17 protein-coding genes are annotated in these 16501 nt (G+C 64.3%); 8 read left to right on the top strand and 9 right to left on the bottom strand.

What is annotated here, in order from left to right:
• Window positions 1-95: 95 nt before the first annotated feature.
• From waaC to rfaD, 3 genes are read right to left on the bottom strand one after another with little or no spacing between them, the layout of a single operon-like run.
• On the bottom strand, window positions 96-1079 hold the full coding sequence (gene waaC / locus NKH28_RS21540) for a lipopolysaccharide heptosyltransferase I (protein WP_352816117.1): 984 nt from the start codon (window positions 1077-1079) through the stop codon (window positions 96-98).
• Window positions 1076-2083, bottom strand: a complete 1008-nt coding sequence (gene waaF, locus NKH28_RS21535) for a lipopolysaccharide heptosyltransferase II (protein WP_352980368.1) — start codon at window positions 2081-2083, stop codon at window positions 1076-1078. Before waaF ends, waaC begins: the two co-directional genes overlap by 4 nt.
• Window positions 2056-3006 carry an ADP-glyceromanno-heptose 6-epimerase gene (gene rfaD / locus NKH28_RS21530; RefSeq protein WP_352980367.1) on the bottom strand — a complete coding sequence of 317 codons (951 nt, stop codon included), beginning with the start codon at window positions 3004-3006 and terminating at the stop codon, window positions 2056-2058. Before rfaD ends, waaF begins: the two co-directional genes overlap by 28 nt.
• A 424-nt stretch (window positions 3007-3430) precedes the next feature.
• Between rfaD and NKH28_RS21525 the strand changes: the two genes are divergently transcribed.
• The 3 genes from NKH28_RS21525 to NKH28_RS21515 all read left to right on the top strand — a co-directional run bounded on the left by NKH28_RS21525 (window position 3431) and on the right by NKH28_RS21515 (window position 6264).
• The gene (locus NKH28_RS21525; RefSeq protein WP_352980366.1) at window positions 3431-4063 is read left to right on the top strand and encodes a LysE family translocator; all 633 of its coding nucleotides are present in this window, start codon (window positions 3431-3433) and stop codon (window positions 4061-4063) included.
• 139 nt (window positions 4064-4202) lie between these two features.
• Window positions 4203-5681: a D-glycero-beta-D-manno-heptose-7-phosphate kinase gene (gene rfaE1, locus NKH28_RS21520; protein WP_352980365.1), complete on the top strand. Its 1479-nt coding sequence runs from the start codon at window positions 4203-4205 to the stop codon at window positions 5679-5681.
• 7 nt (window positions 5682-5688) lie between these two features.
• The gene (locus NKH28_RS21515) at window positions 5689-6264 is read left to right on the top strand and encodes a D-sedoheptulose-7-phosphate isomerase (RefSeq protein WP_023678348.1); all 576 of its coding nucleotides are present in this window, start codon (window positions 5689-5691) and stop codon (window positions 6262-6264) included.
• A 325-nt stretch (window positions 6265-6589) separates the two neighbouring features.
• Here the strand turns inward: NKH28_RS21515 and NKH28_RS21510 are convergent, their stop codons facing one another.
• The gene (locus NKH28_RS21510) at window positions 6590-7066 is read right to left on the bottom strand and encodes an Lrp/AsnC family transcriptional regulator (RefSeq protein WP_352469300.1); all 477 of its coding nucleotides are present in this window, start codon (window positions 7064-7066) and stop codon (window positions 6590-6592) included.
• Between the two features lie 255 nt (window positions 7067-7321).
• Here NKH28_RS21510 and trxB point away from each other — a divergent pair, with 255 nt between their 5' ends.
• Entirely contained in the window at window positions 7322-8296 is a 975-nt protein-coding gene (trxB, locus tag NKH28_RS21505; RefSeq protein ID WP_352980364.1) for a thioredoxin-disulfide reductase, read from the top strand.
• 98 nt (window positions 8297-8394) lie between these two features.
• The gene (locus NKH28_RS21500; protein WP_023678345.1) at window positions 8395-9291 is read left to right on the top strand and encodes a LysR family transcriptional regulator; all 897 of its coding nucleotides are present in this window, start codon (window positions 8395-8397) and stop codon (window positions 9289-9291) included.
• Window positions 9292-9395: 104 nt separating this feature from the next.
• Here the strand turns inward: NKH28_RS21500 and NKH28_RS21495 are convergent, their stop codons facing one another.
• Entirely contained in the window at window positions 9396-10040 is a 645-nt protein-coding gene (locus NKH28_RS21495) for a TetR/AcrR family transcriptional regulator (protein ID WP_352450432.1), read from the bottom strand.
• Window positions 10041-10161: 121 nt separating this feature from the next.
• On the opposite strand from NKH28_RS21495, the gene NKH28_RS21490 reads away from it, so the two are divergent.
• Window positions 10162-10914, top strand: coding sequence for an SDR family oxidoreductase (locus tag NKH28_RS21490; RefSeq protein ID WP_352469808.1), 753 nt, complete (start codon window positions 10162-10164; stop codon window positions 10912-10914).
• Window positions 10915-10933: 19 nt separating this feature from the next.
• Here the strand turns inward: NKH28_RS21490 and NKH28_RS21485 are convergent, their stop codons facing one another.
• The 4 genes from NKH28_RS21485 to NKH28_RS21470 form a co-directional block, all read right to left on the bottom strand.
• On the bottom strand, window positions 10934-11431 hold the full coding sequence (locus NKH28_RS21485; protein ID WP_352541068.1) for a methyltransferase family protein: 498 nt from the start codon (window positions 11429-11431) through the stop codon (window positions 10934-10936).
• A gap of 48 nt (window positions 11432-11479) precedes the next feature.
• The gene (locus tag NKH28_RS21480; RefSeq protein WP_352980363.1) at window positions 11480-11797 is read right to left on the bottom strand and encodes a hypothetical protein; all 318 of its coding nucleotides are present in this window, start codon (window positions 11795-11797) and stop codon (window positions 11480-11482) included.
• Window positions 11798-12248: 451 nt separating this feature from the next.
• A complete protein-coding gene (locus tag NKH28_RS21475) occupies window positions 12249-14300 on the bottom strand; it encodes an elongation factor G (protein ID WP_352683561.1) in 2052 nt (683 codons plus the stop codon).
• A gap of 163 nt (window positions 14301-14463) precedes the next feature.
• Complete coding sequence (locus NKH28_RS21470; RefSeq protein ID WP_352475048.1) at window positions 14464-15330, bottom strand: alpha/beta fold hydrolase; 867 nt, start codon at window positions 15328-15330, stop codon at window positions 14464-14466.
• Window positions 15331-15474: 144 nt separating this feature from the next.
• Between NKH28_RS21470 and NKH28_RS21465 the strand changes: the two genes are divergently transcribed.
• On the top strand, window positions 15475-16074 hold the full coding sequence (locus tag NKH28_RS21465; protein WP_352541071.1) for a methyltransferase family protein: 600 nt from the start codon (window positions 15475-15477) through the stop codon (window positions 16072-16074).
• 30 nt (window positions 16075-16104) lie between these two features.
• A complete protein-coding gene (locus tag NKH28_RS21460) occupies window positions 16105-16500 on the top strand; it encodes a (R)-mandelonitrile lyase (protein ID WP_352980362.1) in 396 nt (131 codons plus the stop codon).
• Window position 16501: the final 1 nt, after the last annotated feature.

The following is a 16501-nucleotide window of genomic DNA, read 5'->3' as shown; positions in this document are numbered from 1 at the left end:
CATCCGTCTCGGCGCTTCGCGCCGATCCACCTTCTCCCACAAGGGGAGAAGGGAAGGGGCAGCGCTGACCTTTCCGATTGAATTGATTGAGCAAATCAGCGGTCACCGGCCTGACCAAGCGTCTGGCGCTCCACAAGCCTCTCGGCTTCCGCCATCACCTCCGGCGGCGTGACACTGTGACCGGGCCTGGCCAGCAGCGTCGATGAGAATGGTCCGCGCGGGCCGGTCAGGCCGGGCTCGGTAGCGAGGAATATCGCCACCGTCGGCAGGCCGAAAGCGCTGGCGAGATGGGTCAGGCCGGTGTCGGCGCCGATGACCAGCGTCGAGCCGCCGATGACAGCGGCGATCTCGGCTAGCGGCGACCTGGCGACCACCACGGTTTGCGAAACGGCGCCGGCGATCGCTTCGGCAGCCGCCTGTTCCCGATCGTTCGACCAGGTGGTGACCGGCGTCATCCCCTTGTCCACCAGCAGACGGGCGGTTTCGATCCAGTCCGCGACCGGCCATTTCTTGTCCTCGCGGCTGGTGCCATGCAGCAGGAAGGCGGTCTTTTCACCGACAAGAATGGATCTTCCGGCCGGCGGCGCGATGCCCGAGTCAAGCCGGGAAAAATCCGGCTCGTAGCCGAGCGCCAGCCCGAACAGCCGTCTCGTGCGCTCGATGGCATGCAGGCCGCGCGGCACGGGATACCGGTGGTCGTAGAACAAGATCGCCGACGGCTCGCGGGCGCTCGACCGATCGAAGCCGGCGATCGGGGCTGCCGCCAGCCGCGCCACCAGCGCCGATTTCAGCAAGCCTTGCGCATCGAGAACGAGGTCGTAGCGGCAATCGCGCAAGGCGCGGCGCAAGCCGACCACTTCCCGCCATGTGCCGGGCTCGAGCAGCTTCCTGCGCCAGCGCCGGATCGCCACGCTGTGGATGGTTTGGATGGCTGGATGCAGCGCCACGATGCCGGCAAAGGCCTCTTCGACACACCAGTCGAAGGAGATATCCGGCCGAGCGCGGCGCGCGTCCTCGATCGCCGGGAAAGTGTGAATGACGTCGCCCATGGACGATGTCTTGACGATCAGCACTTTCATGCGGCGGTCGGCATTTCCAGCAGCCGCTCCGCTGCCGCCACGACGCGTTCGACCTCCAGCGTCTTCAGGCAGTTGAGATGACCGAGTGGGCAGGTCTTCTTGTGGCAGGGCGAACAGGACAGGCCGAGCCAGACCAGTTCGCGGCGCTCGGCGAGCGGCGGCGTGTTCTGCGGCGAGGTCGAGCCGTAGACGGCGACGACCGGCGTGCCGACGGCGGCGGCGACATGCATCAGCCCGCTGTCGTTGGAGACGGCAAGCCTCGCCGCGGCGATCAGGTCGATGGCATCCTCGAGCCGCGTCTGGCCGGCAAGATCGACGGCGCCCGGAGCCAGCGCGGCGATTTCCGCCGTCACCCCAGCGTCGTTCTTCGATCCGAACAGTGCCACGCCAAACCCTTTCGCCATCATCTCGCGGGCGAGCCCGGCATAGTGTTCGCTCGGCCAGCGCTTGGCCGGGCCGAATTCGGCGCCGGGCATGAGTGCCACGAATTTCCCCCCCGTCAGCCCGAAACGGCTGAGCAGTGCCGCCTGGCTGGCTTGATCGACGGCGAGCTTCGGCGCCTGGAAGGCGCCACCCCGGGCAAGGCTGAAATAGGCCTGCGCGGTGCGCCGTTTCAGGCGATCGGGCAAGGGCACGATGTCGGTCAGCAGCCCATAGCGCATCTCCTTGAGATGGCCGACGCGGCGCGGAATGCCGGCAAAGAACGGGATCAGCGCCGATTTCCAGCTTCCCGGCAGGACAAAGGCCATGTCGTAGCGGCCGCGCAACAGGCGGCCGAAGCGCCTTCGGACGCGGAATTCGAACGCGCCGGATTGCAGCGGCAGGTCGATCTGCTGGCGGATTTCCGGCATGCGCTTGACCAGGGGTGCTGCCCAGGCCGGCGCCAGCACGTCGATGGCGGCATCCGGATGAAGCTCCCTCAGCGCCTGGAACAGGCACTGCGCCATCACCATGTCGCCCACCCAGCGTGGGCCGATCACGAGGATCGTTGGGCTTTCAGCCATTCGACATAGTCTCTGACGCCGGTTTCCACTGTGCGGAACTGGCCATTGTAACCGGCTGCGCGCAAGCGGGACATATCAGCTTGCGTAAAGCTCTGGTAGCTGCCCTTGAGGTGGTCGGGAAACTCGATGAATTCGATCTGGCCTTGGCCGAGCGTATCGATCACCGTTTCGGCAATGGCGCGGAACGGCTGGGCCTTGCCGGTGCCGCAGTTGAAGATGCCGCTCGAGCCGCGTTTCCACAGCCACAGATTGACGTCGGCGACATCGCCGACATGGATGAAGTCGCGGCTCTGCTCGCCGGGCCCGAAACCACCATAGGCGCCGAACAGTTTCGGGTTCTGGCCTTGCTCGACCTGGTTGAACAGATGGAAGGCGACAGAGGCCATGGCGCCCTTATGCGCCTCGCGCGGTCCATAGACGTTGAAATAACGCAGGCCCGCGACCGGCGAGTGATCGGTATCGAAAACGGTGCGGCGGACATAGTCGTCGAACAGTTTTTTCGAATAGGCATAGACGTTGAGCGGCCGTTCGCATTGCGGCTCCTCGCGGAACTCGGCGCCGCTGCCATAGACCGAAGCGGACGAGGCATAGAGGAAGGGCAAGCGCTGGGCCAGGCAGGCGTGCAGCAGGCGCTTCGAATAGGCGTAGTTGACCTCCATCATGAACTTGCCGTTCCATTCGGTGGTGGTCGAGCAGGCGCCCTGGTGGAAGACCGCCTCGATGCGGCCGAGGTCACCGGCCTCCATCCGCGCCAGAAAATCGTCCTTGTCGAGATAATCGGCGATCTCGAGATCGGCGAGGTTGGCGATCTTGTGGCCGTCGGTGAGGTCGTCGACGACGAGGATGTCGCTGAAACCGTCGGCGTTGAGCGCGGCGACGATGTTGGAACCGATCATGCCGGCGCCGCCCGTGACGATGATCATGAAAGCCTCTGGTCTCGCTTGTCGATTCCGGCCCTTATAGGGGAGGTCGATAGGGCTGTCGATAAAGCAGCAGAGAGCAATTGCTTCGGGTGGATGCAGTTCCAACTTCTGGCGGAGACATCGGTTATCTAGTCGGCGCCGCCCCTCACCTGCCTGCCGGCATCCTCTCCCCGTATGGTGACGGGGAGAGGGGCGCTCTCGTCGACGGTTTCGCCGATCGCCAACATTACAGACGAGCGCTGAAATCGCGGGCAAGCCCCCCTTCTCCCCGTCACTACACGGGGAGAAGGTGCCGGCAGGCGGATGAGGGGCGGCGCCGACGCCTGCAAGAAGGGCAAGGGGGCGATTGCCCTGCGCCACAGTGAGGCCGCAAAGTTGCCGCTTCAGTCGATTCGCTACCCGGTGAGATCGTCAGGGACAAAGAATGCCGTCAACCGAACTGCTTGTCGCCTTTTTCGCCACCACGGCGATCTTCGCCTATATCCCCGGTCCCGCCATGCTCTATGCCGCCGCGCAAACCATGGCGCGCGGCCGCTGGTCCGGCCTGATGGCGGCGCTCGGCATTCATCTCGGCGGCTACATTCATGTCTTCGCCGCCGCCGTCGGCCTGTCGGTGCTTTTCCATGCCGTGCCGGTGCTTTACATGGCGGTCAAGCTGGTCGGTGCGCTGTATCTGGTCTGGCTCGGTGTTTCTTTGTTTCGCGCCAAGGCGCAAGGCGAGGTTGTCTTGCCGGGAATTCAGCCGAAATCCGCCCGCCGCGCCTTTTTCGAGAGCATTGCCGTCGAGGTGCTCAACCCGAAAACGGCGATTTTCTTCATGGCGTTCCTGCCGCAATTCATCGATGCCTCGGCAGCGTTTCCGGTCTGGCTGCAGTTCGTCGTGCTTGGAACGATCGTCAATTTGATGTTCTCGTCGGCCGACATTGTTTGCGTGATACTGGCCGGCGCGGTGATCGCCAGGCTGCGGCAGTCGAGCCGGGCGCAGCGCCTGATGCGGGGCGCCGGCGGTGCGGTGCTTGTCGGACTGGGCGTGCATGTCGCGTTGCAGAAAAGCTGACGCATTGTCGCGCCGCGGCGATCGGTCGAAGGCCTGCCGTTGCGTCGGCTGAAATTGCGGTATATCGGCATCGCCATGAACGGCCGGCCCTGCCAATCGAATTTCCCGTCACCGAAAATCGGCCCTCCCACGCGTTGACATGATCAAGCTGCCCTCTCCCGAACCCCTTCACCGCGCCATTTCGCGCTTCGGCGGCGCCACCGTGCTGGTGGTCGGCGATTTCATCCTCGACCGTTTCGTCAACGGCGTGATCGAGCGCATTTCGCCGGAAGCGCCGATCCCCGTGCTGCACGGGCGCGGCGAAACGCTGGCGATGGGTGGCGCCGGCAATGTCGTCGCCAATATCGTTTCGCTCGGCGCTGCCGTCATGCCGGTCTCCGTGATCGGCGCTGACGAGGCCGGCAAGAACCTCATGCGCATGCTCGGCGAATTTGGCGTCGACACCGGCGGGCTGGCGCAGGATGCCGATCGCATGACGTCGTCGAAAAGCCGCTTCAGCGCGCTCAACCAGCAGGTGCTGCGTTTCGACGAAGAGGAAATCAAGCCGCTGGGCGATGCCGAGCGCGCGACATTGATCGGGCATTTTCGCCAAGCGCTGGCGGGCGCCGACATCGTCATCCTGTCCGACTATGGCAAGGGCGTGCTGCTCGACGGCGTCGCCGGCGAGCTGATCTCGATCTGCCGGCAAGCGGGCAAGCCGGTGCTGGTCGACCCGAAGGGCCGCGACTATGCGCGTTATGCCGGCGCGACGGCAATCACGCCCAACCGCAAGGAACTCGGCGAGGCGGTCGGCCGCGCAGTGTTTGCCGACGACGAAATCGAGGCGGCGGCGCGCCAGCTGATTTCGGCGCACGGTTTCGATTTCGTCGTCGCGACGCGCAGCGAAAAGGGCATGAGCGTCGTCGGTGCGGATGACGCCCGCCATATCGCCACGCAGGCGCGCGAAGTGTTCGACGTTTCGGGTGCCGGCGACACGGTAATCGCGACCTTCGCGCTGGCTCTTGCAGCAGGGGCTGATCGTGCCATGGCCGGATCGATCGCCAACGCCGCCGGCGGTGTTGTCGTCGGCAAGCGCGGCACGGCGCGGCTGACGATCGAGGAACTCACCGGTGCGCTGTTTCGCTCGCACGGTCCGGTCGCCCACCTGGATGCGATCCTCGATGCCGCCGCCGCCGCGCGGCTGGTGGCGGGCTGGAAAGACGAGGGCTTGAGCGTCGGCTTCACCAATGGCTGTTTCGATATCCTGCATGCCGGCCATGTCAGCCTGTTGCATGCGGCGCGCAGCCAGTGCGACCGGCTGGTGCTCGGCCTCAACAGCGATGCCTCGGTGCGCCGGCTGAAAGGGCCGGGGCGCCCGGTCAACGACCAGCATGACCGGGCCTGCGTGCTGGCAGCACTTGCCTCGGTCGACGCCGTCGTCATCTTCGAAGAGGATACGCCGCTTTCGCTGATCGAGGCGCTGAGCCCCGACATACTGGTCAAAGGTGCTGACTATACGGTCGATCAGGTGGTTGGCGCCGATGTCGTGCAGAAGGCCGGCGGGCGCGTCGTGCTGGTCGACCTCGTCGCCGGCAAGAGCACGACCGGCACTATCGGCAGATTGCGCGCCGGGAACTGAGGGTTTCATGTCCGAACTGAACGATTACCTGGCCCGCTCGGCGGCCGCGATTTCGGCGATGGTCGAGCGCGACCTGACCAGCGAGATGGAGCGGGCGGTCAGCGCCGTCGTCGCCGCGCTTTCGCAGGGCAAGGCGCTGCTGATAGCAGGCAATGGCGGTTCGGCCAGCGACGCCATCCATATCGCCGGCGAGCTGGTCGGCCGCTTCCTCAGGGAGCGCAAGGCCTACAACGTCATCGCGCTGCCGGCCAACGCGGCGGTGCTGACCGCCTGGGGCAATGATTACGGCTTCGACACGGTGTTTGCGCGCCAGGTCGAGGCGCATGGTTCGGCGGGCGCCGTGCTGCTCGCCATCTCGACCAGCGGCAATTCGCCAAGCATCCTCGCCGCCGCCCAACAGGCGCGCATGATGGGCATGACGGTGATCAGCCTGACCGGCGACACCGGCGGCAAGCTGAAGCCGCTCTCCGACATCCTGCTCAACGTACCCTCGACCTCGACGCCGATCATCCAGCAGGGGCATTTGTGCCTCTACCACCATTTGTGCGAAATGGTCGAAACGCGCCTCTGCGACGCAGGGTGATCCTCGAACTCTCAGGACCTGGGTTCCTCGCCCTCCGCGAAGCGGGGGAGAGGTGGCCGCGAAGCGGCCGGAGAGGGCGCTTCGTAGGGCGCGGTTCCCCTCGCCGTCTCGGCTTCGCCGAGACACCTCTCCTCACTTTCGTGGGGCGAGGAACCCAAGCTGGAATGAAGCCAATCTTCAACGCTGAAGGCAATTTTGTTCTTGCTTTGTGCCGGCAGCTATGCTATTAATTTGGGTATGGTGATGATTTCCACCGACGATCCCGCCCGCCGAGGCGGGTTTTTTGTTTCCGGTTTTTTGTTTCGCAGCCGCGTTGCCTGCTTTCTTAAGCCGAAAACGCCACCAGCCCTTCATCCTTGACCCGGCGGATGGTCAGCGCGGTTCGCACCGTGTCGACATTGGGGGCCGAGGCCAGTTCCTCGATGACGAAGGTCTGGAAGGTGCCGAGATCGCTCGCCACGCAATGCAGCAGGAAATCGGACTCGCCCGACACCATCCAGGCGTCGCGCACGATCGGCCAGCCACGAGTGCGCTCGGCGAAGGTCTTGAGTTCGGCGTCGGCCTGGTGATGCAGGCCGATCAGACAGAAGGCGACGACGTCGAGGCCGAGCGCCGGAGCGTTGAGCAAAGCGCGGTAGCCGCGAATGATGCCGGCCTCTTCCAGCCGCCTGACGCGGCGCAGGCACGGCGGCGCCGAAATGCCGACGCGGCCCGACAGTTCGACATTGGTCATGCGTCCGTCCTGCTGAAGCTCGCGCAGGATCTTCCAGTCGATGGCATCGAGATCGGCCTTGATCGGCATGGTGGCTTCCGTGGTGACGCGAAAGAATCTTTCGCGACTTTGTAATTAAACGACTTTGCTGTCTATTCCATCCGCTGGATCGAGGATTTTCGCATCATCTTGCTGCGGGTTGCTTGTCGCTGTCGCCGGCGCCGAAGCTTTCCGGGGACGAACGGCAACTTGCCTTGCTGGCGTCGCAGGCAACACTTACATTACGCGCAACAATCGACGAGAGTTCATGCCACAATCCATGGCTGCTCCCCGCAGAGGTTTTTCATGATCACCAAGCACGCGCCTGTTCTCATCATCGGCTCCGGCCCCGCCGGCTATACGGCGGCGATCTATGCCGCCCGCGCCATGCTCAAGCCGATGCTGGTCGCCGGCCTGCAGCAGGGCGGGCAACTGATGATCACCACCGATGTCGAAAACTATCCGGGCTTCGCCGAACCGATCCAGGGTCCATGGCTGATGAGCGAGATGCTCAGGCAGGCCGAGCATGTCGGCACCGACATCGTCAACGACATCATCACCGAGGTCGACCTCAACGTGCGGCCGTTCCGCGCCAAGGGCGATTCCGGCGCGATCTATACCGCCGACGCGCTGATCATCGCCACCGGCGCGCAGGCCAAATGGCTGGGCATCCCGAGCGAACACACCTTCATGGGATTTGGCGTTTCGGCCTGCGCCACCTGCGACGGCTTCTTCTATCGCGGCAAGGATGTCGCGGTGATCGGCGGCGGCAATTCGGCGGTGGAGGAAGCGCTCTATCTCTCCAACCTGGCCAAGAGCGTCACCGTCATCCACAGGCGCAGCGATTTCCGCGCCGAGCGCATCCTGCGCGAGCGGCTGCTGCGGAAAGACAATGTCCGCATCATCTGGGACACGGTGGTCGACGAGATCACCGGCAGGCCCGGCAAGGCGCCGCTGCCGCCGTCGGTCGAAGGGCTGAAGCTGCGCAACGTGGTGACCGGGCAGGAGATGCATCTGGTGGTCGACGGCGTGTTCGTGGCGATCGGCCACGCGCCGGCGGTCGAGCTGTTTGCCGGCAAGCTGAAGCAGAAGCCGAACGGCTATCTGTGGACGGCGCCGGATTCGACCCGCACCGACATGCCGGGCGTGTTCGCCGCCGGCGACGTGACCGACGACATCTACCGCCAGGCGGTGACGGCGGCCGGGCTCGGCTGCATGGCCGCGCTCGAGGCGGAAAAATATCTGGCGGGGATCGAGGTTCACCGCGAAGCGGCGGAGTGATTGTTCGATAAGCGGCTGAGAAAAGCCGCGCAAAAGCCTGATTTTTCATTCAGACGCCGAAAACAGGCGGACGCCAGAAAACAGGACGAGGGGAAATCATGGCGTTGGATTGGGACAAGCTACGCGTGTTTCACGCCGCGGCGGAAGCGGGGTCGTTCACCCATGCCGCGGAAACACTGCATTTGTCGCAATCGGCGATCTCGCGGCAGGTCAGCGCGCTCGAGCATGACGTCGGCGTGCCGCTGTTCAATCGCCATGCCCGCGGCCTGGTGCTGACCGAGCAGGGCGAGATGCTGTTCCGCACGGCGCACGACGTGCTGATGAAGCTCGAAACCATCAAGTCGCGACTGACCGAAACCAAGGACCGGCCCTCCGGCGTGCTCAGGGTGACGACCACGGTCGGCCTCGGCGCCGGCTGGCTGACCGAGCGCGTGCAGGAATTCATCGAGCTCTATCCCGAGGTCAGCCTGCAGCTCATCCTGGCCAATGAGGAGCTCGATCTCACGATGCGCCAGGCCGACTGCGCCATCCGGCTGCGCCAGCCGCAGCAGCCGGACCTCATCCAGCGCCGCCTGTTCACCGTGCATTTCCATCTCTACGCGGCGCCATCCTATGTAAACAAATACGGCAAGCCGAATTCGATCGCCGAGCTGAAAACCCATCGCATCGTCACCTTCGGCGTGCCGGTGCCGGCGCATCTGTCGGAACTGAACTGGCTGGAGACGGTCGGCGATTTCGAAGGCGGGCAAAGGGTGCCGACGCTGCAGATCAACGACATATTGTCGATCAAGCGGGCGGTGCAGGGCGGCGCCGGCATCGCCATGCTGCCGGATTACGTGGTCAGCAAGGATTCCGGGCTGGTGCAGTTGCTGCCCGAGACCGAAGTGCCGTCCTTCGATACCTATTTCGCCTATCCCGACGCGATGAAGAACCAGGCGAAGCTGCATGTCTTCCGCGATTTCATCATCGCCAAGGCGCGCAGCTGGTCGTTCTGATTTAATGCATGTCGCGCAAAAGTGCGCAGCGGTTTTGCGATAACGACATGCATCAAACAAGAACCTAAAGCACGTCGCATCAGCTCGGTCGAACGCAACGCGCTTTAGGAACGCGTATCCGCCAGCGTGCTGGCGCCGTAGCGCAAACCGTCGACCAGCAGGGCAACCATGCGCCGCGCCTGGGCAGGGCCGCCGCCATGTGCCGGCATGGCAAGGCTGGCGGCCGCCCCCAACAGGTCGCCCGGCTCGATATCGGCGCGCACCTCGCCGGCCGCCGCCGCCGCCTCCAGCAATGTTTGAAGCGCGGGCCGGAGCCGTTGGTTGAAATAGGCAGGCAAAGTGTCGAATGCCGGATTGCCTGAGTACAAGGCTGCCGCGAGGCCGCGTTTTGCCGTGATGAAATCCACATAGCGCTGCATCCACAGGGCCAGCGCTTCACCGGGCTCATGCTTTCTGGCCAGGATCGGCGCGGCGTCAGCACAGGCGTCGACCTCGTTGCGGAAGACGGCCACGATCAAGTCCGAGCGCTGTGGAAAATGGCGGTAGACGGTGCCGACGCCGACGCCAGCCTTTTCCGCGATCTCTCGCACCGGAGCCTCCACGCCGGAGGTCGCGAACACCGCCATGGCCGCCCGGAGCAACGCGTCGATGTTGCGCCGTGCGTCGGCGCGCACGTGGCGATCCGCGCGGTCGCGGGGTTCCAGACCATCGCCTTGATCCGTTTTGCCGTTCGGCGTTTTTTCGCCCATCAAATTACCTCTTGCAAACGGAACCTTGTTCCGGATATATGTGGAACGTGGTTCCGTTTGACTTGTATCTAGCACGGCAAAGCGGTGTTGGCCACACATCGGTGCACAAAAGGAGATTACCATGCAGGACAAACCCGTCGCCCTGGTCACCGGGGCCAACAAGGGCATCGGTCTTCAGATCGCCAAGGACCTCGCGGCGAACGGCCTTACCGTGCTCGTAGGATCGCGCAGGCTCGAGCATGCCGAGGCAGCCGCAAATAGCATCGGAGAGGATGCCCACGCCCTGCAGCTCGACGTCACCGATCAGGCGTCGATCGCCGCCGCGGCAGAGCGCATCCGCATCGAACTCGGCCGCCTCGACGTGCTGGTGAACAATGCCGGCATCTCCCATGCGGGAAAGCCGGGCAGGCCGCTTGAGGAGATCATCAATTCGGGCCGCCCGAGCATTGCCTCCCTCGACGACGTACGCGCGGTATTCGAGACGAACGTGTTTGGCATCGTCGCCGTCACGCAAGCGATGCTGCGGCTCCTTCGTGAGGCGCCGGCGGCGCGTATCGTCAACGTATCGAGCGGCGCCGGCTCGCTGACATTGAACGCGGATCCGGCCTTTCCGTACCGCACGTCGTTTGGCGCCGTCTACAACCCGTCGAAGACGGCCGTCAACGCGATGACGCTCGCCTTCGCCATCGAGCTCGAGGAGACCGGCATCAAGGTCAACGCTGCGTGCCCGGGCTACACCGCGACGGAGCTCAACAACTTCGAAGGTCCGCGCACAGTCGAACAGGCCGCGCGGGAGCCCGTGCGCCTCGCGCTTCTCGACGCGAACGGTCCGACGGGCACGTTCTCGAACGAGGACGGCCCGCTGCCGTGGTGACGCAGCGCTGGAGCCTGCTTCAGCCGCGCCAAGGTGTCAGGCGGGGCAGCCAGCCTGGTACGGCACGGCGGTAGGCCTCGTATTCGTCACCGTAGCGGCGGGCAAGCGTCGGTTCCTCGTATAGTCTCACGAAGGAGATCATGGCGGCCGCGGCGATGACTAGATAGGCGGCGACCGTCCAGCTCGAAAACAGCAGTGCCTGGCCGAGGACGATCGACAGCACGGCGACGTACATCGGATTGCGGACATGGCGGTAGATGCCGCCGACGACCAGCCTCTCGGTCGGCGCGACCGGGGCGGGCGTACCCCGACCCTCCAGGGCAAACCGGGCAAAGGCGTGCAGCAGTATGGCTGTGCCGGCGACAACCAGCAGCCAGCCCACAGGAACGAAACCGGGCAGTCTCGACCAGGGCAGGCGATAGCGATCGGTCAGCAGCCAAGGCAACAGTCCGGCGACCACGCCGGGCGCTACAGCAAGAAAGATGACGCTGCCGGCGATCGCCGAAGTGGCTCGCATATAGCTCTCCTTACGGGCGCGGCCTTGAACGGTCTCCTGCAACGCGCTTCAGGTCTTGTCCGGCACGTAACCCAAGCCGCCGCACCTCAGGTCAAGCTCGATGGCGGGCTTTTGGGCGGCATGCACCAGCAAGGTCTGCCTGCCGAAAAAACAAACGCGTGCTGCACGATTCCACGTCATCCTGCGTTTTTCGACTTTCCGAGCAGGAATCGCTGCTGATTCGCGGCCGCGGATCAGATTTTTGCCTTGCCGCAGGCTGTATTTCAGCGATTCAACTGGTCCTATTGCGCTTCGGGACGGATTAGACCACAGCCGGCGCCTTTTTGCATGTGAGTGTTGCAAAATAGATGCTTGTTTCTTGGGCATGAAGAGCACATATATAGATCATCTCCTGAGCGCGTTCTCCTCCCATTAGCGCTCTCGAGTGTTCCCCTCTGGAGGTTAGCCTTAACAGGCACTTCCAATCAAACTCAGCCGGGTCTTCATTGATCCGGCTTTTTTGTTGCCCGAAACCAACACATCGCCAGAAAATCGGCCGGAACGGTCGCGTAACAGTGACATGTAACCTCGGGTAACATGCCGCGGGCGCGCCAAATCGATTAAGCAGAGCATAGGACGCGGTGTGGCTCGTCCGGGGGATGGGGGCATCACTCGGACGACCCGGGCTCAGGCAGCTACCGCGTCCGAACCTTCCTCCGCCAAAACACCGGCGGCAAGCATGCGGCGGACCTGCCGTTTCGCCTCCCACGAAGACGGTCCGCAAGAAACGGCGCCCGGTTAGGGCGGGGGCCGTTTCCTGTTGGGCCGCAAGGGCAGCTCAGGCGGCCTTGCCGTTGGCGTTCAGCGCTTCGTCGGCCAACCGGCCGGTGAGTTCGGCCATGTGGTCGAAGACGGCCCGGTAGCTGGCGACACCCGCAGTGGCCGAGCGCAGCTCGATGATGAGGTCGCCGATCTCAGCCTGCGGCATGGTCGCCTCGACCACGTCCCATCCCGGCCAGTCGGGCCGCGCGTCGTAGCCGAGGATCTGGCCGCGCCGCTGCGGGATCAGAGCGATGATCTTCGACGTCGCATCCGACGGCGTGACGATCTCGACCTTCATCACCGGCTCCAGCAGCACCGGCGAGCACGCGGCCATGCCTTCCTTCATCGCCAGCTTCGCCGCCATCTGGAAGGCCATGTCGGAGGAATCGACCGCATGGTAGGAGCCGTCGGAAAGGTTGACGGCAACATCGACGACCGGGAAGCCGAGCGGGCCCGATTTCAGGTAATCGCGCACGCCGGTCTCGACCGACTGGATGTAGGTCTTCGGCACGACGCCGCCGGTGATCGTATCGGTGAACTGGAAGCCTGAACCGCGCGGCAGCGGTTTGATCTCCAGCACCACATCGCCGAACTGGCCGTGGCCGCCCGACTGTTTCTTGTGGCGGCCGCGCTGCTGCGTCGCTTTGCGGATCGTCTCGCGATAGGGCACGGCCGGCACATGGCCTTCGACCGGGATCTGGTTCTTGCCTTCCAGCCGCTCGCGCACGACGCGCAGATGCATCTCGCCATGACCGGACAGCACGGTTTCGGCGGAATCCTGGTTGTGATGCAGGTTGAGCGAGGGATCTTCCTCGGCCAGGCGCTGGATGGCCGCCGACATCTTGACCTCGTCCTTGCGCTCTTTCGGCCGCAGCGCGAAGGCGAAGACCGGTTGCGGCGGCGCCAGCGTGACCAGCGGCTTGATGCCGCCCTTGGTCGAGCTCAGCGTCTGGCCGGTCCTGACGGCGTCCAGCTTGCCGAGCGCCACAGTGTCGCCGGCCTTGGCCGAAGTCAGCTTGACCTGGTCCTTGCCGAGCATCTTGTAGATGCCGGAGACCTTTGCCGTCTCGCCGCTGGGAAGGAACAGCTCGGCGGCGTCGGCGACCTGGCCGGACAGGATGCGCGACACCGACAGCTTGCCGCCATGCGCGGTGTGGATGGTCTTCATCACTTGGACCACGGTGGCATTGCCATCGGGGGCGCCGAGACGCTGGCGCGTCGCCGCGATGTCGGGTGCGTCGTGACGGATCGCCTTCAACAGGCGCAGCACGCCGTTGCCCTTCTCGGCGGTGCCGATCAGCACCGGCGTCACCGTGCCGTCGCGCAGATCTGCGGCGAGGTCGTCGAAGATCGCGTCCTTCGGCGGTTCGATCTCGTCAAGCAATTGCTCCATCAGCCGGTCGTCATGGTCGGCGAGTGTCTCCAGCATGGAAAAGCGCGCCTCGAGCTCGCGCGCCTTGTCGTCGCTCGGGATCTGGGCGACCTCGCTCTCGGCATATTCGCGGTAGATGTAGGCACGCTCCAGAGCGAGGTCGATCGAGCCGATGACGACGCCGTCCTTGCGCAGCGGGATCTGGCGCAGCAGCAATGGCACCGAGCTTGCCGGCTGCAGCATCTTCAGCGTGTCGCGCACACCTGCTATCGCCTTGTCGACCTTGTTCAGGAACAGCATGCGCGGCACGCCGAGCTCGTCGAGCTTGCGCATGATCAGCTGCAGGGCAGGGATCTTCTTCTCGTCGGCCTCGGCAACGACCACGGCGACGTCGCAGGCGGCCAGCACCGGCTCGGCTTCGAAGGAGAATTCGATCGAGCCGGGACAATCGACGAAGGTGAACGGCTCGCCCATGAAATCGGTGGTGGCGAAGGTCGCCTCGACGCTCATGCCGTGAGCGCGCGCCTCGGGCGAATGATCGGAAACGGTATTTCCGGACGAAACGGGATTCTGGCGGGGAATGGCGCCTGTACGGGCGAGTATGGCTTCGAGAAGTGTCGTCTTACCGCTTGCGAAGGGACCGACTATGGCAATGCATTTCGGTCCCGTGCGTCGTCCTCCGGCGCGAGTACCCATGGCTGACCTCCACTCAGGCGTTTCCCTGTGAGCGGCGGCCGGCCTGTCGGCCGTCGCGGGCGAGGCTTTTTTCAATTTGCCACCTACCCAAAGGGCATCGTCCCACGGGCAGGCCGGGAGGGCAAGGGATTTGAAGTTGAAGGGATTTGAAGTTGGGGCCGGTTCAGCCGGTGCCGGTCAGGCGCGACGCCAGCGGGGGTGCGTCCACGCGCTGCACCGCCACCGTCTCGGCAAAGCGCGCGAGCAACGGATTGAACAGGTCCGCACGCTCCCAGAAAGGCGCATGCCCGGCGCCGGAGACGATGTGGCAATGCTCCCACAGCGAGCCGTAGGCGAGCGTCTCAAAATAGCCGAGCCGGACGAACGGATCGTTCTCGCCATTGACGATAGCGACCGGAAACGCGGCTTGCTCGACCACCTGTCTCTGGTCGGCACCCTTGCCGGTGAGCATGCCGCGCGTCACCGCGGCGCGCAGCCGGCCGTCGGTGCGCAGGATGGCTTGGCGAAAGGACGGATCGGCGGTGTCGCCGAAACACAGCGTCTCGAAGCGCTCGGCATCGCGTTCGGAATACGTCTTTTTGGACGCCAGCAGCATGTCCCAATGCGCGTGGAAGCCGCGCAGCATGCCGAAAGGACCCTTCGATACCGGCGGCGCGCCGGTCAGCATCAGCCCGCCGACGGCGCGGTGAAAACTCGCGAGTTCGATTGCCACGTGCCCGCCAAGCGACCAGCCGAAGACGACCGCGCGGCCGATGCCCAAGGCATCGAGGAGCTGGGCCGCCGATTGGGCAAGGCCGGCGATTGTGTAGTCCGTCGCCGGATCGCGGGCGTCCGACGATTCGCCATGGCCGGGCAGGTCGAAAGCAATCAACCGATGGGCAGCGGCCAACGGGCTGTCGAACTGGCGGGCGAATACGGCGCGCGAACTGCCTGAGCCGTGGATCAGGACAAGCGGGATGCCGGGTCCCGACGACTGGCTGAGGCGCAAATCCGCTTGCGGCGTACGGATCGTGCGGTGGGAAACGGCCATATCTGGTTTGGACCTTGGGATTGTCTCCAGGTCAACATCGCATGCCGAGGTCACCATGTTGTTTAGAACGGTGGTTAAGAAATGATTTCTCGGCTTGCGCCGGGTATGATGAACGAATCCACCACAGCTAACCCCCGGAGCCTGATGATGGAGTCCACACTCGACCTTCTCGTCTCGATCAGCAGCATCGCGACGCTCGGCCAATATGCCTGGTCGATGCGCGCGCATTTCCAGTCGCCGAGCATGTCTCCAGGCGCGATGATCATTTCGGCCGTCGTGGTCGGCACGGCGCTGTTCTTTCTTGCGCTGCTGTGGATCGAGCGGCAGCCATTGGCGGCGAAGATCGGCGGGCTCGCCATCGAACTGGCAAGCTCGGCGCTGTTCTGGTGGGCGATCTCGGTCTCCCGCAAGGCGGGGCTGCGGTTCGCATTCGATCCTGACAATCCTGACAGCCTGGTGACCGAAGGCCCTTATCTCCATGTCCGGCATCCGTTCTACACGTCCTACATCATCTTCTGGGTCGGATGGGGTATCGCGACCTGGTCGGTCTGGGCGGTGGTGCCGGTCGCCGGCATCGTTACGATCTACGTGATCGCGGCCTTGGACGAAGAGCGAAAATTTTCGCGGACAAGGTTGGCCGATGCCTACGACGCTTACCGCACGCGGACCGGTCTGTTCTGGCCGCGTTTTGCCCGCAGCCGGCAGGAGATGCAGCCGGCATCGGACGAAAGTGGTAGGGTCTAAGACACTGGATTGAATCGAGGATTTGCGACGATGAAGATCATTGCCTGCGGCAGCGTGCCGACGATTGTTGCGCCGGAAAAATACTTCACTGGCCGGGTTTTGCAGACGCCGATCATCGAGAAAGAGGCGCCGGCGCGGCTCAGAGCCACGCTGGTCAGCTTCGAGCCCGGCGCCCGCACCCACTGGCACACGCATCCGCTTGGCCAGACGCTCTATGTCACATCCGGTGCCGGTCTCGTGCAAAGCTGGGGCGGGCCGCCGCAGGAGATCAGGGCCGGCGACGTCATCTCCTTTGCGGCCGGCGAAAAGCACTGGCACGGCGCCGCGCCCAAATCGGCGATGACCCACATCGCCATGCAGGAGGCGCTTGAGGGTGTGCATGTCGACTGGCTGGAGAAGGTGAACGACGAGCAGTATGGCGGCTGAA

Origin of the sequence: Mesorhizobium sp. M1227 (assembly GCF_040318315.1) — a bacterium.
Classification (GTDB): Bacteria; Pseudomonadota; Alphaproteobacteria; order Rhizobiales; family Rhizobiaceae; genus Mesorhizobium.
The sequence above is the reverse complement of the archived record's forward strand: the minus strand, read 5'-3'. Positions and strand labels throughout refer to the sequence as shown.